This is a genomic window from Streptomyces sp. NPDC034670, assembly GCF_055574875.1.
Window position 1 is genome coordinate 1 of the sequence record NZ_JBVITR010000076.1, and the last position, 16,062, is coordinate 16,062.

Annotated in this window: 12 protein-coding genes and 1 tRNA gene; 3 read left to right on the forward strand and 10 right to left on the reverse strand. The window is 72.6% G+C overall.

Going from position 1 to position 16,062, the window contains the following annotated elements; genetic code table 11:
• Positions 1-454: 454 nt before the first annotated feature.
• The 4 genes from ACZ56B_RS30675 to ACZ56B_RS30690 form a co-directional block, all read right to left on the reverse strand.
• Positions 455-1,894: a GH1 family beta-glucosidase gene (locus ACZ56B_RS30675; protein ID WP_468797627.1), complete on the reverse strand. Its 1,440-nt coding sequence runs from the start codon at positions 1,892-1,894 to the stop codon at positions 455-457.
• A gap of 154 nt (positions 1,895-2,048) precedes the next feature.
• On the reverse strand, positions 2,049-2,954 hold the full coding sequence (locus ACZ56B_RS30680; protein ID WP_468797630.1) for a carbohydrate ABC transporter permease: 906 nt from the start codon (positions 2,952-2,954) through the stop codon (positions 2,049-2,051).
• Between the two features lie 12 nt (positions 2,955-2,966).
• The gene (locus tag ACZ56B_RS30685; RefSeq protein WP_468797671.1) at positions 2,967-3,989 is read right to left on the reverse strand and encodes a carbohydrate ABC transporter permease; all 1,023 of its coding nucleotides are present in this window, start codon (positions 3,987-3,989) and stop codon (positions 2,967-2,969) included.
• A 5-nt stretch (positions 3,990-3,994) separates the two neighbouring features.
• Positions 3,995-5,350, reverse strand: a complete 1,356-nt coding sequence (locus ACZ56B_RS30690) for an ABC transporter substrate-binding protein (RefSeq protein ID WP_468797633.1) — start codon at positions 5,348-5,350, stop codon at positions 3,995-3,997.
• Between the two features lie 345 nt (positions 5,351-5,695).
• Here ACZ56B_RS30690 and ACZ56B_RS30695 point away from each other — a divergent pair, with 345 nt between their 5' ends.
• Entirely contained in the window at positions 5,696-6,751 is a 1,056-nt protein-coding gene (locus tag ACZ56B_RS30695; RefSeq protein WP_468797636.1) for a LacI family DNA-binding transcriptional regulator, read from the forward strand.
• A gap of 473 nt (positions 6,752-7,224) precedes the next feature.
• Here ACZ56B_RS30695 and ACZ56B_RS30700 read toward each other — a convergent pair.
• From ACZ56B_RS30700 to ACZ56B_RS30710, 3 genes are all read right to left on the reverse strand, one after another.
• Positions 7,225-7,297 (reverse strand) — tRNA-His (locus tag ACZ56B_RS30700).
• 119 nt (positions 7,298-7,416) lie between these two features.
• Complete coding sequence (gene orn / locus ACZ56B_RS30705; protein WP_468797639.1) at positions 7,417-8,019, reverse strand: oligoribonuclease; 603 nt, start codon at positions 8,017-8,019, stop codon at positions 7,417-7,419.
• Positions 8,020-8,259: 240 nt separating this feature from the next.
• Positions 8,260-9,549, reverse strand: coding sequence for a helix-turn-helix domain-containing protein (locus tag ACZ56B_RS30710; RefSeq protein ID WP_468797642.1), 1,290 nt, complete (start codon positions 9,547-9,549; stop codon positions 8,260-8,262).
• Between the two features lie 796 nt (positions 9,550-10,345).
• On the opposite strand from ACZ56B_RS30710, the gene ACZ56B_RS30715 reads away from it, so the two are divergent.
• Entirely contained in the window at positions 10,346-10,873 is a 528-nt protein-coding gene (locus ACZ56B_RS30715; RefSeq protein ID WP_468797645.1) for a universal stress protein, read from the forward strand.
• Positions 10,874-11,042: 169 nt separating this feature from the next.
• Here the strand turns inward: ACZ56B_RS30715 and glmS are convergent, their stop codons facing one another.
• The 3 genes from glmS to ACZ56B_RS30730 form a co-directional block, all read right to left on the reverse strand.
• The gene (gene glmS, locus ACZ56B_RS30720) at positions 11,043-12,860 is read right to left on the reverse strand and encodes a glutamine--fructose-6-phosphate transaminase (isomerizing) (protein WP_468797648.1); all 1,818 of its coding nucleotides are present in this window, start codon (positions 12,858-12,860) and stop codon (positions 11,043-11,045) included.
• Between the two features lie 11 nt (positions 12,861-12,871).
• Entirely contained in the window at positions 12,872-13,129 is a 258-nt protein-coding gene (locus tag ACZ56B_RS30725) for a hypothetical protein (protein WP_004987724.1), read from the reverse strand.
• Positions 13,130-13,236: 107 nt separating this feature from the next.
• On the reverse strand, positions 13,237-14,160 hold the full coding sequence (locus ACZ56B_RS30730; protein WP_468797651.1) for a DUF4429 domain-containing protein: 924 nt from the start codon (positions 14,158-14,160) through the stop codon (positions 13,237-13,239).
• Positions 14,161-14,254: 94 nt separating this feature from the next.
• Between ACZ56B_RS30730 and ACZ56B_RS30735 the strand changes: the two genes are divergently transcribed.
• The gene (locus ACZ56B_RS30735) at positions 14,255-15,865 is read left to right on the forward strand and encodes a beta-N-acetylhexosaminidase (protein WP_468797654.1); all 1,611 of its coding nucleotides are present in this window, start codon (positions 14,255-14,257) and stop codon (positions 15,863-15,865) included.
• The last annotated feature ends 197 nt before the right edge of the window (positions 15,866-16,062 follow it).

Below are 16,062 nucleotides of genomic sequence, written 5' to 3' on the forward strand. Positions count from 1 at the left end.
TCCGTCCCGGGGTTTTTTTGGGGGGGGGTGGGCTGGGGCAGCTACCCCCCCCCCCCCCAAAAAGCCCCTGACCGCTCCCGACCCCTTCCTTGAGCGCCCCCTGGGAACACCGGCGGCCTTCCGGACCGGACGAGGCGCCCGGTCGCGGGTCGCCGGCGTGCTGCCGCACCGCACCGCATCGACCGCATCGCACCGCACCGCGGACCACCGTCCACGGGGAAGCGGGGGGGGGGGGGGGGGGGCACCCCCCGACGAGGCAGGCGGGGGGGTGGTTGGCCGGGCGGGTACCCCCCACCCCCCCCCCCCACCCCACCCCCCCCCCCCCCCCCCCCCCCCCCCCCCCCCCCCCCCCCCCCCCCCCGGGTCCGTCGGCAGGTCCGGACCCCGTACGGGGCGCGGCACCCCCCCGGGTGCGCCGCGCCCCGTCCTCTCCCGCCCCCGCCCGCGGGGAGGGTCAGATGCGCTCGGGATCCGGCAGGACCCCCGACTCGGCCGCCCGCGCGTACCACAGGGCGCTGGACTTCGGGGTCCGCTGCTGGGTCACGTAGTCGACGTACACCGCGCCGAAGCGCTTGTCGTAGCCGTACGCCCACTCGAAGTTGTCCAGCAGCGACCACAGGAAGTAGCCGCGCACGTCCGCCCCGTCGGCGATGGCCCGGTGGACCGCCGAGAGGTGGCCGTGCAGGTAGGCGACGCGCTCCGGGTCGTGCACCGTGCCGTCGGCGCCGGGCTTGTCGTCGTAGGCCGCGCCGTTCTCGGTGATGTGGAGCGGCAGGCCGGGGGCCTCGCGGGTGTAGCGCATGATCAGCTCGTGCAGTCCCGTCGGGTCGACGGACCAGCCCATCTCGGTCTGCTCGCCCGGCGCCTGGTGGAAGGCGACGTCGTCCGCGGCCGGCCACGGCGAGTGGTCGCTCGCCCCGTGACCGTCGGCCCGCGGGCCCTTCGCGTCCGGGTCCGCCGCCGACACCACGGTGGGCGTGTAGTAGTTGAGGCCCAGCGCGTCCAGCGGCTGGTGGATCAGGTCCAGGTCGCCGTCCTGGATGCACGACCAGTCGGTGAGCGACGAGGTCGCCTCCAGCAGCGTCTCCGGGTAGGCGCCGTGCAGGATCGGGCCGTGGAAGATGCCGCCGGACAGGTCGTCGATCTTGCGCGCCGCCGCCCGGTCCGCCGGGTCGCTCGGCGAGAGGGGCCGCACCACGGCGGTGTTGAGGCTGAGCGAGACCGAGTTGCGGGTCGGCATCACCGAGCGCAGCGCCTTGGTGCCCAGGCCGTGCGCCAGGTTGAGGTGGTGGGCGGCCCGCAGCGAGGCCGCCGGGTCGGTGCGGCCGGGGGCGTGCACGCCGGAGGCGTAGCCCAGGAAGGCGCTGCACCACGGCTCGTTGAGCGTGATCCAGTGCTCCACCCGGTCGCCGAGCGCCTCGCCGACGATCTGCGCGTACTCGGCGAAGCGGTACGCGGTGTCGCGCTCGGGCCAGCCGCCCGCGTCCTCCAGCTCCTGCGGCAGGTCCCAGTGGTAGAGGGTGACGGCGGGCTTGATGCCCTTCGCCAGCAGCTCGTCCACCAGACGGCGGTAGAAGTCGAGGCCGCGCTGCACGGCGGGGCCGCGGCCGGTGGGCTGCACCCGGGGCCAGGAGACGGAGAAGCGGTAGGCGTCGAGGTTCAGCTCCGCCATCAGCGCCACGTCGTCGCGGTAGCGGTGGTAGTGGTCGACGGCGATGTCACCGGTCTCGCCGCCGGCCGTCTTGCCCGGTGTGTGGCTGAAGGTGTCCCAGATGGAGGGGGTACGTCCGTCCTCCCGCACCGCCCCCTCGATCTGGTACGCGGAGGTCGCGGCGCCCCAGAGGAAGGCGGAGGGAAAGGTCACCGGGGTCGCCGGCGTGGCGGAGTCAGACATGGAAGCGCTCCCATCGAGGTCGTGGAAGACCGACGAGTACGGACTAGGACGGGAAAGTGGGGAGGAGAGGGGTGAGGAGGGGAGAAGGAGGGAGGGGGACGAGGGGCCGGGACGGTGGTGACCCGGCCCCAGGGGTGCGGGAGGGAAGCGGGTGTCAGCCCTTGACGGCGCCCTGCATGATGCCGCCCACGATCTGCTTGCCGAAGATCGCGAAGACCAGCAGCAGGGGCAGCGTGCCCAGCAGCGCGCCCGCCATGATCAGGGACTGGTCCGGGGTGTAGCCGCGGCCGAGGGCCGCGACGGCGACCTGCACGGTCGGGTTGCCGTTCTGGGTCAGCACCAGGAACGGCCACAGGAAGTCGTTCCAGGTCTGCACGAACATCAGCATGCCGAGCACGGCCATCGCCGGCCGCGCGGCCGGGAACACCACGTGCCACACCACGCGCCAGCTGCTCGCGCCGTCCATCCGGGCGGCCTCGATGATCTCGTCCGGGAGCGCCTGGATCAGGTACTGCCGCATGAAGAACACGCCGAACGCGCTCACCAGCGACGGGAAGATGACCGCCTGCAGCTGGTCGGTCCAGTCGAGCTTGGCGACCATCATGTACAGCGGGATGATGCTGAGCTGCGGCGGCACCATCATCGTGCCGATGACGATCAGCATCAGCGCGCCCCGGCCCCGGAAGCGCAGCTTGGCGAAGGCGAACCCGGCGATCGTCGACAGCACGACGATGGTCACCGCCGAGATGCCCGCCACGATCGTGGTGTTGAGGAAGGCCTCGCCGAGGTTGGCGTCCTTCCAGGCGATCTCCAGGTTCTTGAACAGGTTGGAGCCGAACCAGAACGGCGGCGGGGTCTGCGCCAGCCGCTGGTTGTCCCGGGAGGCGGCGATCGCGGTCCACACCAGCGGGAACAGCGACATGATCGTGAACAGGATCAGGATCGCGTACGCGATCGGACCGCCGTGCAGCGTTCCGCCCGCCCGCGCGGACTTCGGCAGGCGCGAGCGCCGCTGCTCCTTGGCGGGCGATGTCTCGGGGGGCGTCACAGTCGTCGTCACGGCCACAACTCCTTAACTGCTGGCGCGCAGCCGGCGCGAGATGACGTAGTTGATGATGCCGATGACGATCAGGATCCCGAACATCGTCCAGGCGATCGCCGAGGCGCGGCCCAGGTGCTGGTTCACCCAGCCCTGCTCGTACAGGTACAGGCCGAGCGTCTGGAACTGGTGCTCCGCGCCGCCGGACGCGCCCTTGTTCGCGTCGAACAGCAGCGGCTCACCGAAGACCTGGCTGGCGCCGATCGTGGAGACCACCACGGTGAACAGGATCGTCGGGCGCAGCGAGGGCAGCGTCACGTGGAGGAACTGCTGCCAGCGGCTGGCGCCGTCCAGCGCCGCCGACTCGTACAGGTCCTGCGGGATCGCCTGCATCGCGGCCAGGTAGATCAGCGCGTTGTAGCCGGTCCAGCGCCAGATGATGATGGTCGAGACGGCGAACTGCGAGGGCCACTTGTCGCCCTGCCAGTCGACCGGGTCGATCCCGACGAGGTCCAGCACCCAGTTGATCATGCCGTAGTCGCGCCCGAAGAGCAGCACGAACACCAGGGAGGCGGCGGCGATCGAGGTGGCGTACGGCGCGAGCATCGCGACCCGGTAGAAGGTCGAGGCGCGCAGCTTGTAGTTGAGGATGTGGGCGATGCCCATGGCCATCAGCAGCTGCGGGACGGTCGAGATGATGCCGATGGTCAGGGTGTTCTGCGCCGCGTTCCAGAAGAAGTCGTCGTCGAAGATCCGGGTGTAGTTGCGCAGCCCCACCCAGTTCATGTCGGTCGGGGCGGTCAGCTCCACCTGGTGCAGCGAGGCCCAGCCGGTGTAGAGCAGCGGGAACAGGCCGAAGGCGAGGAAGAGCAGGAAGAACGGCGCGACGAACGCGTACGGGCTCCAGCGCATGTCGCGCTGCCAGCGCCGGGACAGCCTGGCCCGGCGGCGCCGTTCCCTGTCGTCGGGGGACGGGGAGCCGGGGTCCTTGGACAGACGGCCCGGGGCCGCGCCCCCCTCGGCGGGGGACGCGGCGGTGTCGGAGCGGGTGGCCATGCGGGTCACTTGTCCAGGTTGTTGTCGATGGTCTTGGTGGCCGTCTCCCAGGCCTCCTTCGGCGACTTGCCCTTGGTCACCAGGATGACGCCGTTGTCGCCCAGGCCCTGCCCGATGATCTGGTCCTTCGGGCCGATGACCTGGACCGGGATCTGCTTCGCGGCCTCGGCGAAGATCTCACCGATCGGGGCGTCACCGGTCATCTCGTTCTTCGCCCCGGTGACCTCCGGGCTGGAGTACGCGGCCTGCGCGCTCGGGAAGCTGCCCTGCACCTTGAACAGCTTGGCCTGCTGCTCGGGCGCGGTCAGCCAGGCGACCAGCTTCTTGGCCTCCTCGACGTTCTTGCCGCTCTTGGGCACGGTCAGGAAGGAACCGCCCCAGTTGCCGGCCCTGGGGGGCAGGGCGACGTCCCACTTGCCGGCGGCGTCCGGCTGCGACTTGCCCTTGATGTAGCCGAGCATCCACGGCGGGCAGGAGATCGCGGCGAACTTGTTGTTGGCGATCGTCTGGTCCCAGGCGGGCTGGAACTGCGTCTGGGCGCCGACCAGTCCCTCCTGGGCGGCCTTGGCGGTCAGGTCGAAGGCGCTCTTGACGGCCGGGTTGGTCTTGTAGATGACCTTGCCGGAGGAGTCGTAGAAGCGCTCCTCCTCACTGCCCAGGATGGCGTTGAGCAGACCGCCGGGGGAGTCCATGAAGGTGGTGCCCTCGGGCGCCTTCTCCTTGTACCGCTCACCGACCTCGACCAGCTTGGCCCAGTCGCCGGCCCACAGCTTGCCGACCTCCTCGCGGTCGGTGGGCAGGCCCGCCTTCTCGAACAGGTCCTTGCGGTAGCAGATCGCCATCGGACCGATGTCGGTGCCCAGGCCGATGGTCTGGCCGTCCTTGGTGGTGGCCTGCTGCCACTTCCAGTCCAGCCAGTTCTCCTTCTTCACGTCCGGGGCCTTGGAGAGGTCCTCGAGCTTGCCGGCCTGGGTGGCGACGATCTCGGCGATGTTGCCGACTTCGACGGCCTGGACGTCCTGCAGGCCGCTGTTGGTGGTCAGGTGGTTGAGGAGCGCGGGATAGTAGTTCTCGTTCCGCTCGACGACGTTCTCGGCGATCTTGATGTCGGGGTTCAGCTTCTCGTACTCGGCGTAGAGGCCGGCTTCCTTGAATCCCATGGTGCCGAACAGGCCCAGGGTGATCGTGGTCTTGCCCTCGCCGCCCGACGAGGAATCGGAGCCGTCCTTGCCGTCGTCGGCACAGCCGGCCAGCAGCCCGGTGCCCAGCGACACCGCGGCCGCGACGGCCAGTGCCTTGCGGGCGAGGGGCTTCCCCCCGCCCGAGCGCTGCCGGGAGAGGGGGAGGGTACGTGCTCGCATTGCGTCCTCCTGTTGCCCTGACGTGCCGACCCCCCGGCCAACGGCTCTGTTGGGCCCGTGTCTTGCTTTGCTGCGGCTCGGGCGGGGAACGTGCGGGTTGTGTATGTGTCAGGTAGTGTGGGAGCGCTCCCACAAGTGATGTGTTGAAGAGTCGCGGGTCCGGGCGGGGGTGTCAAGGGAGCAGACACGGCGAAGTGCGTTCAGTTATCGGGCCGTTAACTGGACACTCCTGCGGCCGCCCCGGAAGCCGGCGGTCCGCGGGCCGCCCCTCCGCGGGCGGTCACGACCGCTCACGGGACTGTTAGATTCCAGGCCGGCGGGACACCACGAGGGAAGGCGGGGCCGATGGCGAGCCACGGAGTGCGGGGCCGGAGCGGCGGCCGGCCCACCCTTGAAGAGGTGGCGGCGCGCGCCGGTGTGGGCCGCGGCACGGTCTCCCGGGTGATCAACGGCTCGCCCCGGGTGAGCGACGCCACCCGCGCCGCCGTGGAGGCCGCGGTCGCGGAGCTCGGCTACGTCCCGAACACCGCCGCCCGCGCCCTGGCCGCCAACCGCACGGACGCCATCGCCCTGGTCGTGCCCGAGCCGGAGACCCGGTTCTTCGCCGAGCCGTACTTCTCGGACATGCTCCGGGGCGTCGGGGCCGCGCTGTCCGACACCGCGATGCAGCTGCTGCTGATCTTCGCGGGCAGCGACCGGGAGCGGCAGCGGCTCGCCCAGTACCTGGCCGCCCACCGCGTGGACGGGGTGCTGCTGGTCTCGGTGCACGCCGACGACCCGCTGCCCGACATGCTGGCCCAGCTGGAGATCCCGGCGGTGATCAGCGGTCCCCGGTCGGCCGCCGAGACGCTCACCTCGGTGGACTCGGACAACTACGGCGGCGCCCGCCAGGCCGTCGAGCACCTGGTCGGCCGGGGCCGCCGCACCATCGCCCACATCACCGGCCGCCTCGACGTGTACGGCGCCCAGCGGCGCGTCGATGGCTACCGGGACGCCCTGCGGGAGGCGGGCCACGTGGTGGACGAGCTGCTGGTCGAGCCCGGCGACTTCTCCGAGGACGGGGGCCGGCGCGCGATGGAGGCCCTGCTGGAGCGCCGCCCCGACCTCGACGCGGTCTTCGCCGCCTCGGACGTCACCGCGGCCGGCGCCCGCCACGCCCTGCGCGAGGCGGGCCGCCGCATCCCGGACGACGTGGCCCTGGTCGGGTACGACGACTCCGCCATCGCCCGGCACATGGACCCGCCGCTGACCAGCGTGCGCCAGCCCATCCAGGAGATGGGCCGCCGGATGATCGACCTGCTGCTCGCCGAGGTCGCCGACCGCCGCCCGCCCGTCTCCCGGGAGCTGGACCGGCGCCAGGTGGTGCTGGCCACGGAACTCGTGGAGCGCGCCTCCTCGTAGCGCCGGGCGGAGCCGCGGACGGGCGGGGGCCGCGGGCGGGAGGTCCGTGAGCCGCGCCCCGCGCGGCCGTCCGCCGGGGGGAGGCGGGGCCGGACCCCACCGGCGCGCCGGGCCGCCCCCGTCGGGGCACGGAGCAGGGGACGGGGACGGCGTGCGCCACGATCGCGGGCACTCCGCCCGGAGCCGTCGCGCCGGCGCGCCACGCCGGTCACCACGGCGAGCACCCGGGGGCGCGGATCGCGCCGGCCGGGTCCGTCCTGTCCGTGAGCGTCGGCGCGGGCCTCGTGTCCGTCCCCACCGTCGTGGTGGCGCCCGCCGCCCGGCCGCTCCGCCGACCGGACCCGACCCCGGCGGGCCGGCTCCTCGGCCGCGTCACGTCCGGGTGGTCCCGAGCACCGTCCGGACCCGTCCCCGCGGGGCTCGCGGTCCGGCCCGAAACGCGAACGAGGCCCTTTCGGGCCTCGTTCGTTCAGGGTGAGTGACGGGACTCGAACCCGCGACATCCTGGACCACAACCAGGTGCTCTACCAGCTGAGCTACACCCACCACGGCCCGGTCGACTGGGGATCGGTTTCCTTCTCCGACCGGCCGAGAAAAAGTGTACAGGGTCCGAAGGGGTGCTCGCGCACGGCTTCGCGCGGCGCCCCCGGCGTCCCCCGATCCGCCTACCGGCCGGGCAGGACGTGCTTCGCGGCGATCCTCTTCGCGGTGTCGGAGTCGGGCCCCGGCTGCGGGACGAAGACGGCCTCCCGGTAGTAGCGCAGCTCCGCGATGGACTCGCGGATGTCGGCGAGGGCGCGGTGGTTGCCGTTCTTCTCGGGGCTGTTGAAGTACGCCTTCGGGTACCAGCGGCGGGCCAGCTCCTTGATGCTGGACACGTCCACGATGCGGTAGTGCAGGTAGTCCTCCAGCGTCGGCATGTCCCGCAGCAGGAAGCCGCGGTCGGTGCCGACGGAGTTGCCGCACAGGGGCGCCCTGCCGGGCTCCTTGACGTGTTCCCTCACATAGGCGAGGACCTGCTGCTCGGCGTCCTCGAGCGTCGTGCCGCGGGGCAGCTCGGCGAGCAGCCCGGACGCGGTGTGCATCTGACGCACCACCTCCGGCATCGTCTCCAGGGCCCGCTCCGGCGGGCGGATGACGATGTCCACGCCCTCGCCGAGGACGTTCAGCTCGGAGTCGGTGACGAGGGCGGCCACCTCGATGAGCGCGTCGTCCGACAGCGAGAGGCCGGTCATCTCGCAGTCGATCCACACCATGCGATCGTTCATGTGTCTCACCTTACGGCTCCCCCGGACGGGGCGAACCGGGTGGTGAGGCACCCGCCGACGGCGGTGTTCCGGTGCGGCGCGGGCGGCTCCGCCGGGTCGGCGGGCCCGTGCGGACCGGTGCGGCGCGGGCGGGCCCGCGCCGTGCTCGCGGACGGGCGGGGCCGGAGGTCCGTGCCTCCGCCCCCGCCCGGTGTGCGCCGCCGGCGCGCCGTCTACCTCACCCCCGCGGTCACCCCGCGGTCACGTCGCGCCACGCTGCCCCGGGACGCCGGCCCGGGACGGGACGTAGGCCTCGCGGCCGGAGTCCGCCGAGGAGGCCGAGGCCGTCAGGGACGGGCCCAGGGCGCTCACCGCCGCGGTGCGGCGGGACTGGTACGGGAGGGAGGTCTCCGGGGGCGGGGCGGCCGCCGCCTGCCCCGGGTGGCCGGGCGGTCCCGGGTGTCCCTGCTGGCCGGGCGGCGCGCCTCCCGAGGTGTTCGCGGTGCCGTCGGCGTCCTGGTTCCGGTCGGACTGCGGGCGCCGCGCGCGGTAGGCGGCCCGGTAGGCGGCCGGGGACGAGCCGAGCTGGCGCCGGAAGTGGCCGCGCAGGGCGACCGGCGAGCGGAAGCCGCAGCGGCCGGCGACCTCGTCGACCGAGTAGTCCGACGTCTCCAGCAGGCGCTGCGCCTGCAGCACCCGCTGCGTGATCAGCCACTGCAGCGGCGCGCTGCCGGTGAGCGAGCGGAACCGGCGGTCGAACGTGCGGCGGCTCATGTACGCGCGGGCCGCCAGCGTCTCCACGTCGAACTGCTCGTGGAGGTGCTCCAGCGCCCAGGCGACGACCTCGGCGAGCGGGTCGGCGCCGATCTCCTCCGGTAAAGACCGGTCGAGGTAGCGCTCCTGGCCGCCGCTGCGGCGCGGCGGGACGACCAGGCGCCGGGCGAGCGCCCCGGCCGCCTCGTGGCCGTGGTCCGTGCGCACGATGTGCAGGCACAGGTCGATTCCGGCCGCGGTGCCCGCGGAGGTCAGCACGTCGCCGTCGTCCACGAAGAGCTCCCGCGGATCGACGTGCACCGACGGGTAGCGTTTGGCCAGCGTCGGCGCGTACATCCAGTGAGTGGTCGCGGGCCGGCCGTCCAGCAGGCCCGCCGCCGCGAGGACGAAGGCGCCGGTGCACAGTCCGACGATGCGGGCGCCCTCCTCGTGGGCCCGGCGCAGCGCGTCGAGCGACTCCTGGGGCGGTGGTGAGGTGATCGAGCGCCAGGCCGGCACCACGACGGTGCCCGCCCTCGCTATCGCCTCCAGCCCGTGTGGTGCGGTGAGTTCCAGGCCCCCCGTGGTCCGCAGCGGGCCCTCCTCGCCGCCGCACACCAGCAGGCGGTAGCGCGGCACGCCGGCGTCCTGGCGGTCAACCCCGAACACCGACAACGGTATGGAACTCTCGAAAATGGGGCCGCCGCTGAACAGCAGCACCGCGACGATCTCCTTGCGGCGTCGCCCGGAGAGTTTCCGGGCCGCGGTCTCCGGCGCGGCAGTGGAGTCGTGGCTCATCCTGCTAAGCCCCCCTCGGTGGTCGCGGCTCCTCGGTTGTGTCGCTCCTGCACGTTTCCCCTCGGTCCTGCACGAGTCCCCCGCCGTACGACAGTCAAGATCGAATCTACTGCGTCCCGCCGTGCCCCGGTGGCCAGTTCGGCGCCCGGTGCATTGTCGACTTGGCAACTTGGCGTGAAGCATTCGATCACGAAGCGTTGCACTCCCGGGCCGTACAGGGAAGTGCGCCTCGTCGCAGTGGCCAATCCCCGTAGGGTGCGCAGGACCCCCGTGACCCTTTCCGTGCAGGTCGAACGGGGGTTGGGGGGTGGGTGCGACAGAGGATGCGGGGGGAGCGGAAGTTGGCTGAAAAGATACGGGCGCGTGCGCGGAAACCGGTCAGCCGACCGGTGCGCTCCGGTGCCGTCCGGCGTCACCCGGTGCCGTCCGGTGTCACCCGGTGCCGCCCGGGGGAGGGCGGTCCGGACGCGGCCCGCCCTCCCCGCGACGCGGGGCGCGGGGCCGGCCGCGCGGCCGGCCGGCGGGTGCCGCGCGTCCGGGGCGGACGGCCCGGGGCGCCCCACTCTCGCGGTTGAGCGCATCCCGCGCAAACCGCCTGTACGGCACAGCAACCATTGCGTCGCGGGCGTCCCCTCGTGCATGCTCCGGGGAACCCGCCAGCCGACGCGCGCGGGATCTGGGCTTAGGAGGCGTGCCGCCGTACCCTTGGGGGTATGGGGTTGGGAAGATGATTCCCGGACACAGCTCCGCCGCACACTGTCGTCCCCCATCAAAGGATCACCACTCCGAGACAGCCATGGCCGGTCACGAATTCTTCGAACCCGCGGACCGCAAGCGGCCGGTCGCCGATCCCACGGCGGCCGATCCCACGGCGGCGGAGGAGTCGCGCCACGCGTGCGATCCCGCGTTCCGGCACGGGGTGGTCGTCGGCTTCGACGGCTCGAACTCCAGCGAGCGGGCCCTCGCCTACGCGATCGGCATGGCGCGGCGGCTCGGCTCGGGGCTGATCATCGTCCACGTCGCCAACCGGCTGCCCACCACGGTGTGGGCGGGCTGCGAGCCCCCGGTCTTCGTGGACGTCCCGGACCACCGCACCGAGGTCCTCGGTCTCGAACTCGCCTGCGCGGACCACCTCACCGAGGTGCCCTGGATCCTGGTCGAGCGCGGGGGCGACATCTGCCACGAACTCGAGGAAGTGGGCCGGGAGTACGAGGCCGACGCGATCGTGGTCGGCTCCACCCACGGCCTCGCGGGCCGGATCTTCGGCTCGGTGGCCGGACGGCTCGCCAAGCGGGCGCAGCGGCCGGTGGTCGTCATCCCGTGACGCGCCGGCGGACCGTCGCGTGACGGCCCCCGCGCGTGACGGCTTCCGCACGTGACGGCTTCCGCACGGGAGGGACCCCGCGTGCCCGCACGCGGGGTCCCTCCGCCGTTCCGGCCCGTGTGCGGGCGCCCGGGGCGGGCGCGGGGCTTCCCGCGCCCCCGGGGGACCGCTACTCCACCGTCACCGACTTGGCGAGGTTGCGCGGCTTGTCGATGTCCCGGCCCAGGGCCAGCGCCGTGTGGTAGGCGAGGAGTTGGAGCGGGATGCCCATGAGGATCGGGTCCAGTTCGTCCTCGTTCTTGGGGACGACGATCGTGTGGTCGGCCTTCTCCTGCTCCTGGTGGGCCACGGCGAGGATCCGGCCGCTGCGGGCCTTGATCTCCTCCAGCGCGGCGCGGTTCTTCTCCAGCAGGTCGTCGTCGGGCACGATCGCGACCGTGGGCAGCGCGGGCTCGATCAGGGCCAGCGGGCCGTGCTTGAGCTCGGAGGCCGGGTAGGCCTCGGCGTGGATGTAGGAGACCTCCTTGAGCTTCAGGGAGGCCTCGCGGGCCACCGGGTAGCCCCGCACGCGGCCGATGAAGAGCATCGAGCGGGCCTCGGCGTACTCCAGGGCCAGCTTCCTGACGTCCTCCTCCTGCTCCATGATCTCGGCGATCTGCCCCGGCAGCCGGCGCAGGCCCTCGATGATCCGCTTGCCGTCGCTCACGGACAGGTCGCGGGTGCGGCCCAGGTGCAGGGCGAGCAGGGCGAAGGCGACCGTGGTGTTGGTGAAGCACTTGGTGGACACCACGCACACCTCGGGGCCGGCGTGCACGTAGATGCCGCCGTCCGCCTCGCGGGCGATCGCGGAGCCGACGACGTTCACCACGCCCAGCACCCGCGCGCCCTTGCGCTTCAGCTCCTGCACGGCCGCCAGCACGTCGTAGGTCTCACCGGACTGCGAGACCGCGACGTACAGGGTGTCGGGGTCCACGACCGCGTTGCGGTAGCGGAACTCCGAGGCCGGCTCGGCGTCGGCGGGGATGCGGGCCAGCTCCTCGATCATCTGCGCGCCGATCATGCCGGCGTGGTACGAGGTGCCGCAGCCGAGGATCTTCACGCGGCGGATCCGGCGCGCCTCGCGGGCGTCCAGGTTCAGGCCGCCCAGGCGCACGGTGGAGAAGCGGTCGTCGATCCGGCCGCGCAGCACGCGGTCCACGGCCTCGGCCTGCTCGTGGATCTCCTTGTGCATGTAGGTGTCGTGGCCGCCCATGTCGTAGGAGGCCGCCTCCCACTCCACGGTGGTCGGCTCGGCGGTGGTCCGGGTGCCCTCGGTGGTGTACGTGCGGAAGTCGTCGGCCTTGAGGGTGGCCATCTCGCCGTCGTCGAGGGTGACGATCTGCCGGGTGTGGGCGACCAGGGCGGCGATGTCGGAGGCGACGAACATCTCCTTCTCGCCGATGCCGAGCACGACGGGCGAGCCGTTGCGGGCCACCACGATGCGGTCCGGGAAGTCGGCGTGCAGGACGGCGATGCCGTAGGTGCCCTCGATGAGGCGCACGGTCTCGCGGACCTTGTCCTCCAGCTTCTCGGCCCCCGAGCGGGCGATCAGGTGGGTGAGGACCTCGGTGTCCGTCTCGGAGAGGAACTCGACCCCGTCCGCCTCCAGCTTGCGGCGCAGGTCGGAGGCGTTGTCGATGATGCCGTTGTGGACGACGGCGACCTTGCCCTCGGCGTCCAGGTGCGGGTGGGCGTTCACGTCGGACGGGGCGCCGTGGGTGGCCCAGCGGGTGTGGGCGATGCCGGTGGTGCCCTTGAAGCGCGCGGGGACCTTGGCCTCCAGGTCGCGCACCCGGCCCTTGGCCTTGACCGTCTTCAGGCCCGACGCCTTCGGGGAGGTGACGGCGATGCCCGCCGAGTCGTAGCCGCGGTACTCCAGGCGCTGCAGGCCCTCGAGCAGCAGGGGAGCGGCCTCACGCCTGCCGATGTATCCGACGATTCCGCACATATGGGTCGTTCCTAGCCGTAGACGATGCGGCGCAGCTGCCGGAGCGAGAGCTCGGGCGGGGCCACCGCGCGGTATTTGAGGTCCGCCTCGATCCGTTCGAAGATCGTCGCGTTCACCAGGCCCTGGGCCTGCAGCTCGCGGTGGCGGCGACGGACGTACTCCTCGGTCGTCTCGTCGAAGTAGGCGAGCACGTCCTGGACCACGCGCAGCGCCTCGCCCCGGCTGAGGGGCGTGGACCGCGTCAGATGATCAACAAGTTCGTCGTGCACCCGACGATCCTGAGGTACCGGCGGCCGTTTCGCAAGAATCGTGCCCGATTTCGGGCAGGAGTATGTCCCCGAGGGCTTCCCCGTGGTCCCCGGGGCCGGGGACGCCGTCACATGCGCTTCAGGATCGCCTGCTTGGCCAGGGCGAACTCCTCGTCCGTCAGCACCCCGGAGCGGTGCAGCTCGCCCAGTTCCCGCAGCCGGCGCAGCAGGGCGTCGTGATCGTGCTCGACGGGGGCGGGGGCGGGAGCGGGGGGAGGGGCGGAGGTGAGGGCCGCGACGGGCGCGCCCGCGGTCCCGGGCGCCGCGGGCCGCTCGTCCCCGGTGCTCCGGGCGGCCGGATGGGGCAGGCGCGCCTGGACGGCGGCGGCGACGAGCGCCATCAGCGGGTCCTTCTTGAAGCCCCACAGCTCCACCGCGTGCGGGTCGTACTTGGCCGGGGCCTCGGTGGGGACGTTGCGCACGGTGAAGCGGAGGTGGCCGTTCTCCAGCCCGATCGACGGCAGCCACTCCACGGCGGTGATGTCGGCCAGCGCCAGCGTGCGGGTGCCGGCGGCGGCCTTGGCGTCCTCCGTCTTCCAGTTCCACTCCAGGCGGACCCGCTCGCCGTCGAAGCTCACCGCGCCGTCCCCGGCGGACACCGACAGCGGCACGGACGGGCCGGGCAGCAGGTACTCGGCGACCGGGTCGGAGGGGACCTGCTCCAGCAGCAGGGCGCTGCGCACCTCCTGGGTGAAGTACTCGGCGACCCCGTAGCGGTCGGACTCGACGACCAGCTGGTACGGGTCGTGCGGTTCGGTGAGCCGGCCGCGGGTCGCGTGCAGCAGCGGGTCGGCGCCGTCGCGCAGCCGCAGCCTCAACCGCCCCGTCTTCTTGCCCTGTTCGAACGATATGCCCGCCAATGCCCGCAGAGGCACCACCAGTTCACCCAGGGTCCTGCGCAGCAGGCCGACGCCCTTGTCCCGCCCGGGAGTCAGCCGCAGCGCGTCCGCGTCGAAGGTCCAGGTGCCGTCCTTCTGGATGATTTCCGCCATGGGGGGATTGTTTCACCGGTTCTGCGGGATAGTGGTCTAGACCCTTCCCGGTCTCCCTTGCCGGGACACGGAGTTGACAGAGACGGGAGCACGCGTGAGACGGCAACGACGGCACCACGGAACGACTCCCCGCACCATCCGGCTGTTCGGGTCCCTGCTGCTGGTCGTGGCGGCCGGAGCCGCCACCCTGGGAGCGGGCCCCGGCCGGGGCGCGACCGCCCCGGTCCCGCTCGGCCGGGTGGTCCCGGCCCCCGCCTCGGTGGAGCCGGGCGGGTCCCCGTACCGCATCACCGAGGACACCCGCATCCGGGTCGACGGCTCCCGCGAGGCCCGCCGCGTCGGCGAGTACCTCGCCGACGTCCTGCGGCCCTCCACCGGCTACCGCCTGCCGGTCACCGGGCACGGCCGGGGCGGCATCCGGCTCCGCCTCGCCGAGGGCCCCTTCGGGACGGAGGGTTACCGCCTGGACAGCGGCCGCTCGGGCATCACCCTCACCGCCGCGCGGCCCGCCGGCCTCTTCCACGGCGTGCAGACCCTGCGGCAGCTGCTCCCCGCGGCCGTCGAGAAGGACTCCGTGCAGCCCGGCCCCTGGCTGGTGGCGGGCGGCACCATCGAGGACACCCCGCGCTACGCCTGGCGCGGCGCGATGCTGGACGTCTCCCGGCACTTCTTCACCGTCGACGAGGTCAAGCGCTACATCGACCAGCTCGCCCTGTACAAGATCAACAAACTGCACCTGCACCTCAGCGACGACCAGGGCTGGCGCATCGCCGTCGACTCCTGGCCGCGCCTGACCGCCCACGGCGGCTCCACCGAGGTCGGCGGCGGCCCCGGCGGGTACTACACCAAGGCCGACTACCGGGAGATCGTCCGCCACGCGGCCGCCCGCCACCTGGAGGTCGTCCCCGAGATCGACATGCCGGGCCACACCAACGCGGCCCTGGCCTCCTACGCCGAGCTGAACTGCGACGGCGTGGCGCCCCCGCTCTACACCGGCATCGAGGTCGGCTTCAGCTCGCTGTGCGTCGGCAAGGAGGTCACCTACGACTTCGTGGACGACGTGGTGCGCGAGCTGGCCGCGCTCACCCCCGGCCGCTACCTCCACATCGGCGGCGACGAGGCGCACTCCACCCCGCACGAGGACTACGTGAAGTTCATGGACCGGGTGCAGCCGGTCGTCGCGAAGTACGGCAAGACCGTCGTCGGCTGGCACCAGCTCACCGGCGCCCGCCCGGCCAGGGGGGCCCTCGTCCAGTACTGGGGCCTGGACGGCACCGGCGCACGGGAGAAGGAGCAGGTCGCCGAGGCCGCCCGGAACGGCACCGGGCTGATCCTCTCCCCGGCCGACCGGGTCTACCTCGACATGAAGTACGACGCGGACACCCCGCTCGGCCTGTCCTGGGCCGGCCACGTCGAGGTGGAGCGGTCCTACGACTGGGACCCGGGCGCCTACCTGCCGGGCGTGCCCGCCTCCGCGGTGCGCGGGGTCGAGGCGCCGCTGTGGACGGAGACCCTGGAGAACTCCGCCCACCTCGAGTACATGGCCTTCCCGCGGCTCCCGGGCGTGGCCGAGCTGGGCTGGTCCCCCGCGGCCACGCACGACTGGGAGGACTACCGGGTGCGGCTCGCGGCACAGGGGCCGCGATGGGACGCGCTGGGCATCGGGTACCACAGGTCCCCGCAGGTGCCCTGGCCGGCCGGCTGACGGACCGGGGGGCGACGACACGGGCGGGCACCCCGCAGGACCGTACTCCGGGGTGCCCGCCGGTCCGCGGGCCCGGGGGGGGGGGGGGGCGGGGGGGGGGGTTTCCCGGGTGGCCGCCCGCCTGGAGGGGCCGGGCGGGGGCCCGGGGGTCACCACCTGCCCGTTGTTTTTTCGGTTGAGACAGTTCGGGCAGGACA

Excerpts from the sequence above, each read along its gene's own strand:
- orn (WP_468797639.1), bottom strand. The coding sequence starts at position 8,019 with ATGAACGATCGCATGGTGTGGATCGACTGCGAGATGACCGGCCTCTCG.
- ACZ56B_RS30715 (WP_468797645.1), top strand. The coding sequence starts at position 10,346 with ATGGCCGGTCACGAATTCTTCGAACCCGCGGACCGCAAGCGGCCGGTC.
- ACZ56B_RS30695 (WP_468797636.1), top strand. The coding sequence starts at position 5,696 with ATGGCGAGCCACGGAGTGCGGGGCCGGAGCGGCGGCCGGCCCACCCTT.
- ACZ56B_RS30730 (WP_468797651.1), bottom strand. The coding sequence starts at position 14,160 with ATGGCGGAAATCATCCAGAAGGACGGCACCTGGACCTTCGACGCGGAC.
- glmS (WP_468797648.1), bottom strand. The coding sequence starts at position 12,860 with ATGTGCGGAATCGTCGGATACATCGGCAGGCGTGAGGCCGCTCCCCTG.
- ACZ56B_RS30710 (WP_468797642.1), bottom strand. The coding sequence starts at position 9,549 with ATGAGCCACGACTCCACTGCCGCGCCGGAGACCGCGGCCCGGAAACTC.
- ACZ56B_RS30685 (WP_468797671.1), bottom strand. The coding sequence starts at position 3,989 with ATGGCCACCCGCTCCGACACCGCCGCGTCCCCCGCCGAGGGGGGCGCG.
- ACZ56B_RS30675 (WP_468797627.1), bottom strand. The coding sequence starts at position 1,894 with ATGTCTGACTCCGCCACGCCGGCGACCCCGGTGACCTTTCCCTCCGCC.
- ACZ56B_RS30690 (WP_468797633.1), bottom strand. The coding sequence starts at position 5,350 with ATGCGAGCACGTACCCTCCCCCTCTCCCGGCAGCGCTCGGGCGGGGGG.